The organism is Brevibacterium sp. HMSC063G07, from assembly GCF_001810665.1.
GTDB lineage: Bacteria > Actinomycetota > Actinomycetes > Actinomycetales > Brevibacteriaceae > Brevibacterium.
This window is the reverse complement of sequence record NZ_KV802363.1, coordinates 1-15,144: the sequence shown is the minus strand read 5'-3', so window position 1 is coordinate 15,144 and position 15,144 is coordinate 1. Positions and strand designations below refer to the sequence as shown.

Sequence of the window (15,144 nt, the reverse complement as noted above, 5' to 3'; positions counted from 1 at the left end):
GCCTCGTCTTCTGCTGTGTGCAGGTCAGGTGAGGTCGTCGATGATCGCTTGAGCGATCGTGTTGGCATCGATGAGGCTCTGTGCCCGCGAGTTGGGGTTGGCGGCAATCGCCAAGCCGAGCTGCACAGCTGAAAGCTGAATGGAGAAGGCAAAACGGCGCGGATGGACTGTGCCGTCGGCAGTGACGGTGCGGTAGGAAGGACCGTCAACATCGAGACCAGTCAGGGGCATATCGACACCCATCGGCGTCGTGACGACTGCCGGTCGCACCTGGCCGCGGTCGAGCATCGAGTTCATGAGTTCGTCATCGGCAAACCGGACGTTGTTCGCCGGTGTCGAAGCGTCCACCAGGGCTGTTGCCCGAATCGGCCTGTCTACGGCGGGACTGGTCGCTACGAAATGGCCGCGGCCGGGACCGCCCACGGTTTTGATCTGCACACCCGGGCCGACGAAATCGACAAGCCCTGCCTCTGTCAGCGCAATGAGCTCAGCAAAGCGCTGCGGGGGAGGGCCGTCGCAGATGCCGGACACAAAGCCCTCAAACCAGCCGCGGACTTCGGAAGTGAAGCTCAACGGGTCCAGTAGGCCGTCAACCACGACGGTCTTAAGCAGATTGCGGGCAGCCCACAGAGCGGCAAAAACGGCTTTGCCGGGTGAGCCCGAAGGTCCCGCCTGTGCTGCGGCGAGGTCGCGGCGCAGAAACTTCAGCATCCATTCGCGCAGATCAGAGTCCGGTTCGGCGAAATCGACCCCTTCCATGGGGCGCAGCAGTCGATGCAGATCGAGCGCAAAGCCGGGGTCGGCAAGAACTCGCTGTTCAACGGCCACCCAATTGGGGGAGGCCTGGGTCAACAGCCCCGCGGGGGAGGTTCCGGCGGCCCTGCCGCCCTTTTCAGTGCGACCGGCGCGAACCCCAATGTGTTCGGTGACAAAGTGGGTCAGCGCATCGTGCATGTGAACGGGGTCAGCGCGGAAAGCCTCGGGGCGCACGCGGTACAGGGTGCGATACCAAGCGGATCGGATGTCAGCCAGGATCAGCGGCCACAGGTGGTCATTGAAGCTCAGCTTCTGCCCCTCTGCCGCCTGGGCCTGTGCCAGATTCCGGATGTTCTCCGGAATGAAGTAGCGCAGCTGCCATTCGGAAAGCGGGTGCGCTTGTGTGATCGGCTTGCACCGGTAGGGGACACCACGGCGGGAGGACGGCACCAAGACCGGTTCGAGCCCGCTGGAATGGTATTTCAAGGTGCCGTCAGGATTCTGTGTAAAACGGCCGCCCCGGCCCGTGGTCAGCAGATCCTGCAGGTCGAAGTAGTTCAGCCCAAACCCGCGGAAGATCACAGGCTCTCCCGGTTTGAGGCGGTTGACGGGAGTTTCCGCCGGCAGACACGGCGGCAGATACTCAACGCCGGGTTCGCGGCTGAGCTCAGCGTAGGAGCGACGTTCATCCGTCAAGCGCGCTTCAATGTGCCCCACGCACAGCACGGTGAAGTCGACCGCCAGGCGGCTGCCATCGGACAGGCGCAGAACCTGCTGACCGTCCGTGCCATCAGGTTCGGCAATGTCCGTCACCCGCGCCTGGTGTTCGATGATGCGTGTTGCCTGGGAGCCCTCAGCCCGGGATGCAATCCGCTGATAGGAGTCGCGCAGATAGCGGCCGTACTCAACACGGCTGGGAAAATAGGATCCCGGGCTGCGCGGGTCAGACGACCACTCGGCCATCGACGGGCCCTGATTTGGGTTCGGCGCACCGCACGAATCATCTGCGAACACCGTCTGCTCAGCAGCCGTTGTGTTCATCAGCAGAGACGGGCTCTGATCCGTCCGCCACACCCTCCCGGCACCCGGCGGGAACGGGTCGATCACATGGATGTGCAGCCGGGGCGGCGCCTCGTCAGGCTGAGCGCAGGACAGTGCAACCAGACGTTCGAGAACAGTAAGGCCCCGAGGGCCCATGCCGATGATCGCAATGTCAGCCATCGGCACCGTTTTCGCTGTTGGCACCTCCGCGCAGCTGGTCGTTGTGCGGGTAGCCCGGCCAGGGGTCGCCAGGCGTGTAGCCGTGCGGGTAGCACTTGCCGTCGGCGGTTTCCGCGCCGCGGCCGCGTTCTTCGTCTTCTCCGCCCGACCCCGACTGGTCTGATGCGGAACCGGAGTCAGCCTGGGTGTCGTTGTCTGAATTGTCTGCGCCCTGCGACTTGGCAGAGTCGTCTGCGCTGTCCGTGTTGCCGCCCGATGAGCTCTTAGGACCGGAGGCGCTGTCAGAGTCCTTCTTGTCGTCGCCCGACTGCGTCTGTTCTTTCACCCAGGCGTGCAGGGCGTCGTAATCAGGGCTGAGAGTAGCCACGACGTCGTTGGTGATCTGTGCGGACTTCACTTCGGTGTTGCGCATGATCATGGCGAGGTCAGCAAAGGCACTGAGGTCTGACAGCGGGATGTCAGTGCGGATGTTGTCAGATGCGTTGGCTGCCAGCTTGGGGTACTTCAACGTCATTTCCTGCGGGCTCATCTGTTCGAGAGCGGCCTTGAGGAAACGCTGCTGACGGCACATGCGGTCGTAGTTGTCAGCACCGTCACGGCTGCGGGTGTACCAAAGTGCCTTTTTGCCTTCGAGGTGCTGCGGGCCCGGGTCGATCCACCCGAAGATCTGGTTCTTTGCGCCGGTGGTCTGGTTGGTGCCGCCGCCCATCGGGATGGGGCGTTCGACGTCGAGCTCAACTCCGCCCATCGTGGTGATGAGATCGGAGAAGCCCTTCATGTTCACGGCGGTCCAATAGTCCGTTTTGAGCCCCAGGGAAGCTTCAACCGCCTGGATGGTGGCGAACATTCCCGGTTCGAGACCGTGGGTGTCGCCAACCGCTTCCGGCGAGCTTTCGGCCCAGTCCCACACCGCGTTGATGAGGTCCTCCGAAGGGTTGCCGGTGGGCCGGAACCCGTTGGGGAACGTTTCAGCCAGTTTCGAGTCCTCTGGGAACAGCGGGAAGGCCAGGTTGCGCGGAACCGAGATGAGAGTTGTCTGTCCGCTGCGGGTGTTGATGCTGGCAACAAGCATGGTGTCGGGACGAACGCCCTCGCGGTTGTCGGCGCTGTCTTGGCCGATGAGGAAGACGTTGATCCGCTCTTGGTCTGCCCACAGATCCTCGCGTTTGAGAACCCTGGCGCCGTTTTCGCCGAAGACCTTCGACAGTGCTGTGGCCGTGACATTGGCGTAGGCCGCACCAACGCCCAAGGGGATGCCGACGATCACAATGAGGCTGGACACAAGGATCCAGCTGAGCACCTTCTGTGCCCGCGGCATGCGGAAGCCGCGCTTGGACACGGCAAAGGAACGCAGAATCACAAGGACCCAGATGATGAGTCCGACAATGAGCACAATCGATGTGAATCGCAGGATCTTCGGGCTGGACACTATGCGGCTGGCAAACGCCGTCGGACCGTAGATGAGAGCAGAGACAACGAGTGCCCCAATGCCCAGGAGAAAGCCAGACAGCAGAACCCATCCGGCGATGGACCTGCGGTCGCGGCGAATGATGGCAAGGCCGGGCAGCATGGTTCCCAGGGTCGTCCACGTGACAACAGAGGGAAATCCGTCGCCGCCGCGCTGACCGTGGCGCGGCTGGGCGTCGTCGTCTTCGGCGTAGCCGTGGTGTGTGGAGTATGCCGACTCTAAGTCCGAATCGTATTCTTCTTCGTCTTCGTCGGTGAAGTACCAGTTCTCTTCGAGTTCTCTCTGTTCGCGAAGTTCACGCCGTGACGGAAGGGGCCCGTCAAAGCGGTGCGTGGGGTGGTCTTCAGGCTTTGCGGCCGACCGGACACTGTGCGGATGGGTGGGGTGATCGCTGTCTGAGCCAGTGGGTTTGTCGCCGCGGAAATTGGGGCGCGATGAAGCGCGGAGGACATGGTGAGAGGAAAGATCAGCCCAGAAGCCATTCTCGGCACTGCCCCCACCGTCCGGCGTGTATTCGCCGTTAGCGGAGCCAGAGCCGCCTGTGGTGTCGTGGGAATCAGTCACCGTGTCGTCTCCTCGTAGTGTGCAGCCGTGCCGCCGTCAGAAGCGGCTTGGTGAGTATATGGCCCTCGGCTGAACAGCAAGTGTATCGAGCCTGTGAGCAGCATAGAGAACATTGACCATGCAGTTGACGAGTGCTGCGACGCACGGCGGGTGGTGCACTGGACTGGCGGCGGAAGGGTGCGCTTTTGCTCCCGGGGCGCTTGGACTGTAACCTGTATCTGCCTGGAGTTGTGGCTGAGCGGTCGAAAGCGTCACCCTGCTAAGGTGAAGTCCTCGTGTTTGGGGACCGAGGGTTCAAATCCCTCCAACTCCGCGCCTAGCCCCGGTGGTTCACAGAATCGCCGGGGCGTTTTCCTTGTCTGGTGTGGGTGAGACGATGGTTTCATGGCTGACGAACAGACTTTTGAATCCATTCCTGCACATATTCGCCGCGCCATGACGCCGGAGCAGACTGCGGTAGTCCGACATCAGCTTGCGCGCACATCTAGTGGGACGGACAAAGCTCGCGGTTCTAACACCGCAGGCGATGACCCCGTCGCAGCGATGCGCGCCGACTACAACGCCGAACGTGCATTCTGGAACGAGGGCGGCCCGCAGATGGCCAGCACTGACAACTTCACTCTGTCGCTGGCCGGTGCGACTGTGCCCGTGCGCATTCATCGTCCGGTGGAAAACGACGCCCTTCCGGTGATCATCTTTGTTCACGGCGGTGGTTTCACTGTCGGCAATCTTGATACCCACGACCGGATTCAGCGAGTTCTGGCCGCAGAATCAGGGGCGGCGGTCGTCGCCGTGGACTATTCGCTGACTCCGGAGACCGTCTTCCCGCAGGCTCTGCACGAAGTTGCCGCTGCCGCCGCCTACTTCGCAGCCCACGGTCAAGAACACGGCATCGACCCACGCCGTCTGTCTTTCGCCGGGGATTCAGCAGGGGCTATTCTTTCGCTCTCAGCTTCCCTGCTTCTGCGCGATGAACCCCACACAGCGGCCCAAGCCGCGGGTCTGAGCTCAGATCAGAGCGCACCTCGCAGCGCTTTTGAATCGATTCGCTCACTCCTGCTCTACTACGGCACGTACGGGCTGAGGGATTCCGCCACCATGCGCATGTACGGCGGATGGTGGGACGGTATGAGCATGGCGGATCTCGACTCAATGCGCGAGTCCTACTATCGGGGTGCCCAGCACGAAGCGAACCCCTATATCGACCCGCTGTCGGCCGACTACACCCAACCGGTGCCGCCCATGTTCATCGTCGGCGCTGAACTCGATCCGCTGGCCGATGATTCTCGCGCTCTCGCCCAGACGCTCGCCGCACACGGTAAGGACCACGAATTCCACATGGAGGAAGGTGCTCTCCATTCCTTCCTGCACTACGGCCGGATGATGGAAGCCACCCGCGACGTACTGACCTGGGGTGCCGAATACGCCGCCGCACGCTTCAACATCGCCTGAACCCACTCCGCAACAGCACACGAGGTGGAGCTGCAGAACACTGCAGCTCCACCTCGTGCGTTGGGGAAGGGGAGCGGGTCAGTAGCGGAAGGTGGCAACAGCCTCCGACGATTCCGGGAACTCAGCGACCGTGCGCACCGTGCCCTTGTTGGCGACGGTGGCGATAATCGCCTGGCTTGCCGGACCGTAGGCGTTTGTGGCGGCTAGGCGTTTGATGTCCCGCGGGGTGAACAGCGTGTCCACGCGACCTTCGGCGGCCGCCTGCACGATTTCGCCCAGATCGTAGGAGCCCTTGCCGGCGGCAATGAGCGAGCGGGCGCGTTCGACAACAGCGGCCTCGTCAGCCTGAACCTTGTCGTTGAGCACTTCCCAGGCCTTAGAGCGGAGCTCTTCGGGTCGGGTCTGCTCCGGGTTGCCGGGGATGACGACGTCCTGGACGTTCGGGTAGGGGCACAGGCTCTTGAACGGGCTCAGATACTCCTGCACCGAAGCCAGAACCAGCGGCTGTGAACGAGCGGTGCCCAGTTCAGCCGCAACACCTTCACCTACGCGGCGCAGGAAGTTTTCGCGCAGGTGGTCTTCCGTGTCAGAACCTCCGCCGGTTCCGTAGAAGCCAGTGCGCTCGCCGCCTGCGGAACGGTACTGGAGGTTGTGCTCCGGAAGTTCCGTGACGGTGGCATCGAAGTTCTCGGGAACTGCGCCCAGCGGCAGCTGTTCGATGTGATTGCGGCTGGCGTCGAACAGGCGGACAGAGTTCTTTGCGAGAGCAAGAACGTAGACGCGGCCGGACTGTTCGAGCATGGGGGCCAGCGGAACCACGTTGAAGTGGTCATCAACTGTGCGCAGTGCTGGGACTTCGAGTGGAATCCGGAAGATGCGATAGAAGCCATTGGCAGCGAAAACTGCCAGCCCGCGGCTTGTGTGCAGCCAGAACTCAGGGTCATCGAGGGCCTTTTGGGCCGGTTCGACGACAGCCGCGGCCTCGCTGCCGCTGAGACCCGCGCTTTCGAGGTCCGCTTTCGCCGCGCTGAGCTGATCGCGCATCTGCCCGGCGGCGATCTTGTCCTGGCCGCCGGAGACCTTGGTGGGAATGTAGATGGAGACCTTGCTGCCTGCGATCTGATCGCCTTCAATCAGAGCGTCGAACTCCAGCTGGTCGATGGTGCCTTGAGGGTTGTCAGTCATTGAAGATTCCTCTCCGCGATTGGGCGACACCGAAGTGTCATCTCGTCCCCTCACGGTAACGGGCGGCACGCGGTGTGAAAAGGGGAATTTCACGAAGAGAAACACGGTGTTTCGCACAGTTGATGTGCCGGACACAGAACGAGCGCCCGACCTCGGTTCTGGCTCGTGAACCTGAAGTCGGACGCTCGCTGGTCTGTGTTGTCAGCCGATGCCTGTGCGGCGGCTGGGGTCAGGCGAGACCCAGGCGCTGCCGAAGCTTGTCGACTTCTGCGCGCAGCTCGGCCGGAACGTGGTCGCCGAGTTCTGCGTACCACTCTTCGATCGACTTGAGCTCTTCAGCCCATTCTTCGGGCTTGATGGCAAGTGCCTTCTGCAGCTGCTCCGGTGTGACGTCGAGTCCGTCAACATCCAGCGCGCCTTCGGCAGGGGCTTTGCCAAGCGGGGTGTCAACGGCGTCAGCGGTGCCGACAACGCGTTCGAAGACCCACTTGAGGACACGCGAGTTCTCTGAGAATCCGGGCCACAGGAACGAATTGTCGTCGTCGCGGCGGAACCAGTTGACGTAGAAGATTTTCGGCAGCTTGGCACCTTCGGTCTTGCCGATGTTCAGCCAGTGCTGGAAGTAGTCGCCAACGTTGTAGCCGATGAAGGGACGCATGGCCATGGGGTCGCGGCGGACAACGCCGACCTTGCCTTCGGCGGCGGCGGTCTGTTCTGAGGACAGGACCGAGCCCATGAACACACCGTGCTGCCAGTCGTGGGTTTCGGTGACCAGCGGCATGGTGGTTTTGCGGCGTCCGCCGAACAGGATGGCGGAGATCGGAACGCCGTTGGGGTCCTGCCATTCCGGGGCGGCCGTGGGGACGTTCGCGATCGGGGTGCAGAAGCGCGAGTTCGGGTGGGCTGCCGGGGTTGAGGACTCGGGTGTCCAGTCGTTGCCCTTCCAGTCAGTCAGGTGGGCCGGTGCTTCGTCCGTCTTGCCTTCCCACCACACGGTGTTGTCGTCGGTCAGGGCGACGTTGGTGAAGATGTTGTTGCCGGCGTCGATTGCAGCCATGGCGGTCGGGTTGGTCGAGTAGCCGGTGCCGGGAGCAACGCCGAACAGGCCGTATTCGGGGTTGACGGCGTAGAGCTGGCCGTCTTCGCCGAAGCGCATCCACGCGATGTCGTCGCCGAGTGTTTCGGCCTTCCAGCCGGGAACGGTCGGCGTGATCATGGCGAGGTTTGTCTTGCCGCAGGCCGATGGGAAGGCGGCGGCGATGTACTTGGATTCGCCTTCGGGGTTGGTCAGCTTGATGATGAGCATGTGCTCGGCCAGCCAGCCTTCATCGCGGGCAATAGCCGAGGCGATGCGCAGGGAGTAGCACTTCTTGCCCAGCAGGGCATTGCCGCCGTAGCCGGAGCCGTAGGACCAGATGGAGCGGTCTTCCGGGAAGTGGGTGATGTACTTGGTTTCATTGCACGGCCAGGCGACGTCTTCTTCGCCCGGTTCGAGCGGAGCGCCCACCGAGTGCATGCATTCGACGAACTTGCCGTCGTTTTTGTCGATTGCGTCAAGAACCTTTGTGGAGACGCGGGCCATGATCTGCATGGACAGAACAACGTAGGGCGAGTCGGTGATTTCGATGCCGAACTGCGGGTGTTTGGCATCGATGTGTCCCATTGCGAACGGGATGACGTACATGGTGCGGCCGCGCATGGCACCGGCGAACAGCTCGTTGAGCTTGGCCCGCATTTCCTGCGGGTCCATCCAGTTGTTCAGAGGGCCGGCATCTTCTTCTTTTTCAGAGTTGATGAAGGTGCGCGATTCAACGCGGGCAACGTCTGCCGGGTCGGACTTTGCGTAGTAGGAGTTTGCCGGTTCGGACAGTTTGACGAGCGTGCCGGCTTCGACCAGCTGGTCGGTGATGGCCTGGCGCTGGTCTTCTTCGCCGGTGATCCACTCGATGCGGTCCGGGGTGGTGAGCTCGGCAGCGCGCTTGACGAATTCGAGGATCTTTTCGTTCTTCGTGGGTGCGCCTGCGAGCAGGTCTTCGACTGAGCCACGGTCGATGACGGTCATGCTTTCTCTCCAAGCTTTCGGTGTTCTTGAGACAAGCCAACCGTAGGAACGTGAAATGTACGCTGGAGAGGAAAACGGGCCGTTCATCATGTGCATTGGCTCACAAACCGATGGTTTATGACGCGTTTCTGAAGTTAGACAGACCGATTCTTTCGTTGCAATGACGTGTTCTTGCATTCGCGTGTGTTTTGGGTTCCGCTGGCCGCTGGCGTGGTTCGGTTGCGGGGCTTGGGCGGGTTTGAATGGCTTGCCTGAGCTGGTCCGGGTGTGCTCTGCCGCAAAGCGCGCGCTGCGCTGGTGCTTCTGACGTTGTGGGGAGCCTCACGCGGTCGGTTTTGGGTTTCCTTGAAACCCTGTGTATAGTTGGTCAGGTCCGCAAGGGCGTGCGCCACTAGCTCAACGGATAGAGCATCTGACTACGGATCAGAAGGTTGGGGGTTCGAATCCCTCGTGGCGCGCAGTGTGAAGTCCCGGGACATCGTTCACTCGATGTCTCGGGATTTTTTGTGTGGGGCTGGTGGTATGTCGGGTCATCGTTCCCTCGGCGGGCTCGCCGAGGGAACTTGTCAGTGTCCTTACTGCCCCGAAGTCTTGAAGATGCGCGGAACCGGCGCCCGGAAGACTTCTCCGCGACTCGACTTCACAATGCCAAGGATCACTACCACCAGGTGTGCGATAGACAGGAATATCCACGTGATGCCGAATATCGGCAGTGCCATTTCAAGAGGGGCAGGCATGCGGAGACCCGTTTCAGTATCTTCGCCGGTGATCATTCCGAATATAGTGGTGATGAAGAAGAGGGCCGGAACAACTATCTGCAGAAGACCCCAGCTTGCTGCGTTAACGCCGTTCTGCGCGGCAGTGCCGCCGACGTTCCGCTGATTGAGTCCCACCACAAGCATGACAACGCCGGCGAGGGCCGAATTGAGTATCGGAAGTGGAAAAAGAGCTATGAGCCCGAGGGTCCAGGCGGGAGTGCCGTTGAGGTTTATGTTGGTGCTCCTGGCCGGGTGGTGGTGTCGGGGGACATCTGGCCGCAGGCCCGTGACCTGCTGCCGATACACAAACTGGGCCGCACCCGAATCCCCCTCGCCAGAAACAGAATCATCAGACGCTGGTTCGGCTGGTGGTGTTGGTTCGGGTGGTTGTGCGTGGTGTGGTGTTTCGGTCACTTCGTCACTTTCTTCTTCGTCGGCCCATTCGGGTGCGATGATGCGGATGTTATCGGGTATGGGCAGGTAGTCGGGTACGTCCATGTTCTGGATGAGGTCACGCGGTATTTCATCCAGCCCGCTGCGTTCAAGAACGGCTTTCCAGGCATCAACAACCTGCTGACTGCTCCAGTCATCAGGGCAGGAGTACACCGTGCCGTTGCCCATACGCTGAGAGGTCATCCCATCGGCAAGCCATGAGATCTCACCGACCACATCATTCAGCCAAACACGATACCCAGGCCGAATATGCCAACTGAGCCGATGCCATAGCGCCAACTCGTTTCGATTGACAATCTCGACATACAGCGGATCAAAGGCAAGGACGAACCCTTCAAAAGACTCTCACTCAAAGCCTTGGTATGCTCGGGCGATAACCGCTGCACAGACGCCATAGCGTGATGCAACGGTATCCTCCGACCTACTGAATCAGAACCAATGGATAAATCCACACTGATATTGTTTTCGTATCCCGTGATCAATAGAGCGGGGTCGGCGTATCCCCACGCGGTTGTTGGTTTGCCGTGGTCATCCACGACAGGCAGTTCTTCAAACAAACGCTGCAGCTCTGCACGCGAACCATCCCAGGGAACATCCAGCAGGCTCGAACCCAAAGACGCATCACGAGCTTGCACGAACCCCAATAACGCCATCACCCGATCAGCAGCCCAGCCGGGGCTCTCACTCGGCCGACCCCAAAACGCACGGATACGACAATCCTGCCGCGACCACATGGTCTTAGCCATCACACACCCCTCCTAGGCGTGAAAACAACACAACACAGCCAACCGTTTCATCGATCACATCCTGCAGTGGGGGTGGTGGTTGTTGGTCATTGGCGGAATTGTGGTGGGATGTACTGCTCTTCGAGGGGGATTTTCCGCCCGGTGGGTGTATCGAAGATGTGTTTGCCGTCTTCGTCGATGACCATCTGCAGGTCCGAACCGATAGGCAGGTCCCAAATGCCGATGAGGGCTGGTTCCATGCCGCACAGTTCGTTGTAGTCAACAATCTCGAAGTTGTTCGTATCAGCCAGGTACTCGGATGTGTCGATCTCGCTGAAGATCCGCCAACCATTATCAGCAGGCGCCTTAGGAGGCACACGCAACATCCACTTGATCCGACCGGCACCGTTGAGGACATTATGCGTCGTCATCGCAGCACCAGCCTTGGGAATGAACTCAACATACTGAGACATCGTCAATCCTTTCCTACTCTCTCACTGACAGGGGGACATACAAAGGGCGGCTTGCCATCACCGTGCAGGCCATGCTGGGCAATATAGTCCTCAGCCCGCTTCTGCAGCCCAGCCATAGCAGGAGGCAGACCCAAATACATATCAGCAAGTATCGCCCCGGAGTGCCGGTTGATCACCACACCGAAGTCGATACCGGAGCGGGAAAACAGCTCATCATAGAAGAAATTCCTATCACCACCCAGACTAGACAAATAACGCACCAACTCCATCGGATAGCCGGATCTTCTTGAGCGTTGGTTTACATTCGCCCCGCCATCAAGCAAACGCGCCAATAAAGGCGCCTCACGCTCATAATCATGACCATGTGCCTGAAACAATATATGCAAGCAATTTGAACGATTGTAGCTTTCGACATATGAGGGGTCAGCACCCTTGTCCAAGAAGTAATTGACCAGCTCGATGCGATCAGCGACATTCCCCCGCCCAAGAGAAGTAACAAGAAGCTCATCAAGAGGCACGAGGGAATTAGCGCGGCCTTCGGGTGTTTCATATAGCTCGATGATGTCCCGGACCGGCATAGAGCCAAGATTCCCGTTATTCAAGTAGATAGGCGCATCGTCGTTATCAGTACTGGTCATCCTCGCGGCTCCTATTCCTGCCAGGATCCTGCGGTCGGTAATCGGCTAGATTTTGGAGTTTTTCTCTGGGCTGCTTGTGTTCAGTCATTGCTTGGGTCCGACGTTTCGTGGGCCACCTGAACGACAAAAGGCGAATCGCCTCGGCGTATGTAGCGGCCTCGCCCAGCCGGCATACGCTCTGGCCGCACTCTTGGCAGGATCTGCCCCTCGGCACGATCGCCGGACATCAGCAGCATCGCGCCTCCGGTTTCCCACGCAGCAAGGATGAATGGCGCGTACATCGCGCGCGATGCCCCGGTAACCGGGCGTGTGAGGATCACGTGGAAGTGAAGGTCACGCGCCATCGGCAGATGCTGCTGCAGAGGAGCAAACGGGTCCACCCCACCTGCTGTGATGATGTCGATGTCATCAATCATGAGCACGATGCGCGGTGCGGTTGCCGCTTCCGTGGCGGACCGTCCGGGCCGTTTTGCCAGCTCTGTGGCAATCGACTGCGACAGTCCGTTTGCCTGCTGAGGGGACCGGGCATGCGCGGCAAGGTACTCCTCTGGGATTGCTGCGCCCACATGGCCGCGCGAATCGACTACAGCGATTGCAAGTTCGTCCGGGGTAAAACGACGAATCAAACCGTCGGCGATGGTCCGCAGGGTGGTCGACTTCCCTGCGCGCGAATCACCGAGCACCACAAGGTGCTGATCGGTTTCCATAAGGTCCCAGAAGGTCGTGTCCATTGTGTCCTGGCGAAGCCCCAACGGCACCGAGTGAGGTTCGTCGAACTCGTCGGGCAATTCAGTAAGCGGCAGATGCGAAGGCAGCAAACGGATGGGCACCGCCGACGGCCCGGTCCAGGACCGGGCTACGTGTTGAGCCAGTGCCTGCAGAGCCTCACCCACATCATCGGCATCCGCCTCATCCATGATCGGCAGGGCAATCTGGCCTATCAGCTGATCGTCATTGAGGCCTCGACCCGCGGTGTCTTCAGGTAGGATCCCCGCAAGTTTGCGGTCGATGATGGAGTCGGAAGGATCGTTCAGCCGCAGCTCGATTCGGTTGCCGAACAGGGTTTGGTGAGCCATCCGCATCTCTCCCCAGCGGCCCATCGTCACAACTAGGTGGATGCCATAGCTGGCAGCCTGCATCATCAAAGCGGTGAACAGCCCTTCGAGCTGTTCGAACTCGCTGCGCAGAGCGCCGTAGCCATCCACAAGCAGAACGATGTCAGCACTGGATACGCTCGGGATTCGGCCTTGGGCGTGGAGTCGGCGAAACTCCTGCATGGAGTCAATGCGCAGCTGTTTGAACAGCGCTTCGCGTGCACGCAGCATTGCAGTCAGTTCTTCCAGCAAACGCTGCATGCGATCCTCGTCGCCGCGGGTGACCACACCGCCTACGTGGGGGAAGCCTTCCAGTCGGCGCAGGCCGGAACCGGTCAGGTCAAGCCCGTAGATTCCCACTTCCTTTGGGGTGTGGGTAAGCGCGAGTGACGCCGCGATGGTGCGCAGGGCCGTTGTGCGGCCGGACTGCGGGGCGCCGATGATGACCGCATGGCCGCCTGAGCGGGTCAGGTCGAGAGTCCAGGGAGCCTGCCGCTGCTTAACGGGGTCGTCTTTGAGACCGATAGTCGGAGCCAGTCGACCATTGCGCTCGGTGTCACTCACGAGCGTTCCCAATGGCAGCACGGGCGGCAGCGGAGGCAACCATATGGGCGATACAACTCCGTCATGCCCTCTCAGCCCACGGACCATTTCGTCCACGAGTGTGACTCCCACTTGGGGCCGTTCCAGTTCCGGTGTGCTTGTGGGGGACTGCTCGGCTGAGCTCTGTTGGCTGTTCAGGGTGTTGAACACCGGCAGCAGTGTTACGCGGGGTCCGTCGCTGCGCTGCTGGATTTGCTGAGTGCGCGGCACTGGGCCGGATACATAGCCTGCGCGAAAACGCTGATACACACTGGTATCCACCTTGAGGTAGCCGTACCCCGGCAGCGGCGGCAGATGGAACGCATCACCGGTTCCAAGCACCATCTGTGATTCCGACTCACTGAATGTGCGCAGCGCCAGATTGTAGGAAAGGTACGTGTCGAGTCCCCGCAGCTGTCCCGCTTCGAGCCTTTGGCTTGACAGCAGCAGGTGCACCCCGATGGAACGGCCGATGCGCCCGATCTGCAGGAACAGGTCCACGAACTCCCTTTCTGCCGTAAGAAGTTCGGCAAACTCGTCGATCACCACGAACAGGTGCGGCATCGGCGGCAGGTCCGGGCGTGTCAGCCGCAGTTCCCGATAGTGCGTGATGTTCGGCGATGAGTCTGCGGCTTTCAACAGCTGCTGGCGTCTGACCACTTCACCGTGCAGCGAAGAGCGCGCGCGAACCGTGAGCTGTGGGTCGTCAGCGAGGTTGTCAATCAGACCTGCGCAGTGCGGGAGCGATGCAAACGGCGAAAACGCTGCTCCGCCCTTGTAGTCGACGAGCACCATCGACAGGTCTTCGGGTGAATGGGTCAGGGCCAGAGACAGCACAAGGGTGCGCAGCATCTCGGATTTAAATGAACACGGCTTGTGGGTACGATACCTCCTACACAATTACGAGAAGGTAGGAACTACCGCTGTACGCGGCAAACATACGGTGTAAGTGGAATGTATGCGTCGTAAGTGGCTAAGTAGCACCGTGTGCGGCAAAACTATGTGGTAGACCAAATGCCCCTCAGACCCTTCAATACTCTGAGCCTCTGAAAAAATGAAAAATACGAAAGGTTGGTATACCCCCATTAATTAAATTTTTTCACTTTTTCTCTATGTCCGGGAAGTGAGGGTCCGCAGCCGGGGTTTTGCGAGCTACCTGTTTGTCACACAGACCTCCCACTGCCGTTAGAGGTACGGATATGTTGACACTCACCGCATGGTTACCGCACACAGACTGCAGGACTGCGTTGTACCGCACTGTGAATTGTTAGTTACAAAAAGGTATTGTGCAGACCGCACTACTGCTGTAATATGTACAGCAGATTGTCCGTGGTGAGTTTCTATACTTTCTGGTCTTGCTAGCCACGGACAAGGGATAACCCCGAGGATATGACGTAAAGAGATAGCCTCTCGACCGAGATAAGCACGGCCCCTCCAACGAGAATGACCGGCTGGTAACGGCATTACCGGCCACAAAAGCGGTCAGGTACAGAGTTAGCGCTCTGGTAAAGCAATGGACGCACTGACCAGCGTCTAGCGAGTTATGCACGGCTCTCCACGCCGCCTGAATATAGCCGGAAAAGCACCCCGCTCCGGGTAGTTAACACTGCTCAGGAGCGTTTTATTATGTCTGCACAAGACACCGCTACCCCGACTATTGAACGTCGCTTCTACTCTCTGTGAAGTGCCCCGGGTTTTGTTCCTAGGCGTTTG

10 protein-coding genes and 2 tRNA genes are annotated in these 15,144 nt (G+C 60.1%); 3 read left to right on the top strand and 9 right to left on the bottom strand.

The window, feature by feature from the left end:
• Positions 1 to 24: 24 nt before the first annotated feature.
• A complete protein-coding gene (locus tag HMPREF2757_RS08760) occupies positions 25 to 1,977 on the bottom strand; it encodes an FAD/NAD(P)-binding protein (protein ID WP_070575545.1) in 1,953 nt (650 codons plus the stop codon).
• Positions 1,970 to 4,009 carry an LCP family glycopolymer transferase gene (locus tag HMPREF2757_RS08755; RefSeq protein ID WP_070575542.1) on the bottom strand — a complete coding sequence of 680 codons (2,040 nt, stop codon included), beginning with the start codon at positions 4,007 to 4,009 and terminating at the stop codon, positions 1,970 to 1,972. The genes HMPREF2757_RS08760 and HMPREF2757_RS08755 overlap by 8 nt, the downstream gene beginning before the upstream one ends.
• Before the next feature lie 224 nt (positions 4,010 to 4,233).
• Between HMPREF2757_RS08755 and HMPREF2757_RS08750 the strand changes: the two genes are divergently transcribed.
• Together HMPREF2757_RS08750 and HMPREF2757_RS08745 are read left to right on the top strand one after the other, a co-directional pair.
• Positions 4,234 to 4,322: transfer RNA gene (locus HMPREF2757_RS08750), tRNA-Ser, on the top strand.
• A 71-nt stretch (positions 4,323 to 4,393) separates the two neighbouring features.
• Positions 4,394 to 5,461 (top strand): alpha/beta hydrolase fold domain-containing protein, encoded by a 1,068-nt coding sequence (locus tag HMPREF2757_RS08745; protein ID WP_070575539.1) that lies wholly within the window; start codon positions 4,394 to 4,396, stop codon positions 5,459 to 5,461.
• 78 nt (positions 5,462 to 5,539) lie between these two features.
• Here HMPREF2757_RS08745 and HMPREF2757_RS08740 read toward each other — a convergent pair whose 3' ends face one another.
• Together HMPREF2757_RS08740 and HMPREF2757_RS08735 are read right to left on the bottom strand one after the other, a co-directional pair.
• Positions 5,540 to 6,646, bottom strand: a complete 1,107-nt coding sequence (locus HMPREF2757_RS08740) for a baeRF3 domain-containing protein (RefSeq protein WP_070575536.1) — start codon at positions 6,644 to 6,646, stop codon at positions 5,540 to 5,542.
• A 229-nt stretch (positions 6,647 to 6,875) separates the two neighbouring features.
• The gene (locus HMPREF2757_RS08735) at positions 6,876 to 8,708 is read right to left on the bottom strand and encodes a phosphoenolpyruvate carboxykinase (GTP) (RefSeq protein WP_070575534.1); all 1,833 of its coding nucleotides are present in this window, start codon (positions 8,706 to 8,708) and stop codon (positions 6,876 to 6,878) included.
• Between the two features lie 385 nt (positions 8,709 to 9,093).
• Between HMPREF2757_RS08735 and HMPREF2757_RS08730 the strand changes: the two genes are divergently transcribed.
• A tRNA-Arg gene (locus tag HMPREF2757_RS08730) sits at positions 9,094 to 9,166 on the top strand.
• A 117-nt stretch (positions 9,167 to 9,283) separates the two neighbouring features.
• Here HMPREF2757_RS08730 and HMPREF2757_RS11495 read toward each other — a convergent pair.
• The 5 genes from HMPREF2757_RS11495 to eccCb all read right to left on the bottom strand — a co-directional run bounded on the left by HMPREF2757_RS11495 (position 9,284) and on the right by eccCb (position 14,283).
• Positions 9,284 to 10,135 (bottom strand): magnetosome magnetite crystal formation protein family, encoded by an 852-nt coding sequence (locus tag HMPREF2757_RS11495; protein WP_083304212.1) that lies wholly within the window; start codon positions 10,133 to 10,135, stop codon positions 9,284 to 9,286.
• A gap of 5 nt (positions 10,136 to 10,140) precedes the next feature.
• Positions 10,141 to 10,665, bottom strand: coding sequence for a hypothetical protein (locus HMPREF2757_RS08720; protein WP_070575531.1), 525 nt, complete (start codon positions 10,663 to 10,665; stop codon positions 10,141 to 10,143).
• 86 nt (positions 10,666 to 10,751) lie between these two features.
• Positions 10,752 to 11,117 (bottom strand): immunity protein Imm33 domain-containing protein, encoded by a 366-nt coding sequence (locus HMPREF2757_RS08715; protein WP_070575528.1) that lies wholly within the window; start codon positions 11,115 to 11,117, stop codon positions 10,752 to 10,754.
• Between the two features lie 2 nt (positions 11,118 to 11,119).
• Entirely contained in the window at positions 11,120 to 11,755 is a 636-nt protein-coding gene (locus HMPREF2757_RS08710; protein WP_070575525.1) for a hypothetical protein, read from the bottom strand.
• An 80-nt stretch (positions 11,756 to 11,835) separates the two neighbouring features.
• Positions 11,836 to 14,283 (bottom strand): type VII secretion protein EccCb, encoded by a 2,448-nt coding sequence (gene eccCb, locus HMPREF2757_RS08705; protein ID WP_070575522.1) that lies wholly within the window; start codon positions 14,281 to 14,283, stop codon positions 11,836 to 11,838.
• Positions 14,284 to 15,144: the final 861 nt, after the last annotated feature.

Coding starts and splice junctions, on each gene's coding strand:
- HMPREF2757_RS08760 (WP_070575545.1), bottom strand. CDS start 1,977: ATGGCTGACATTGCGATCATCGGCATGGGCCCTCGGGGCCTTACTGTT.
- HMPREF2757_RS08745 (WP_070575539.1), top strand. CDS start 4,394: ATGGCTGACGAACAGACTTTTGAATCCATTCCTGCACATATTCGCCGC.
- HMPREF2757_RS08740 (WP_070575536.1), bottom strand. CDS start 6,646: ATGACTGACAACCCTCAAGGCACCATCGACCAGCTGGAGTTCGACGCT.
- HMPREF2757_RS08735 (WP_070575534.1), bottom strand. CDS start 8,708: ATGACCGTCATCGACCGTGGCTCAGTCGAAGACCTGCTCGCAGGCGCA.
- HMPREF2757_RS08720 (WP_070575531.1), bottom strand. CDS start 10,665: ATGGCTAAGACCATGTGGTCGCGGCAGGATTGTCGTATCCGTGCGTTT.
- HMPREF2757_RS08715 (WP_070575528.1), bottom strand. CDS start 11,117: ATGTCTCAGTATGTTGAGTTCATTCCCAAGGCTGGTGCTGCGATGACG.
- HMPREF2757_RS08710 (WP_070575525.1), bottom strand. CDS start 11,755: ATGACCAGTACTGATAACGACGATGCGCCTATCTACTTGAATAACGGG.
- eccCb (WP_070575522.1), bottom strand. CDS start 14,283: ATGCTGCGCACCCTTGTGCTGTCTCTGGCCCTGACCCATTCACCCGAA.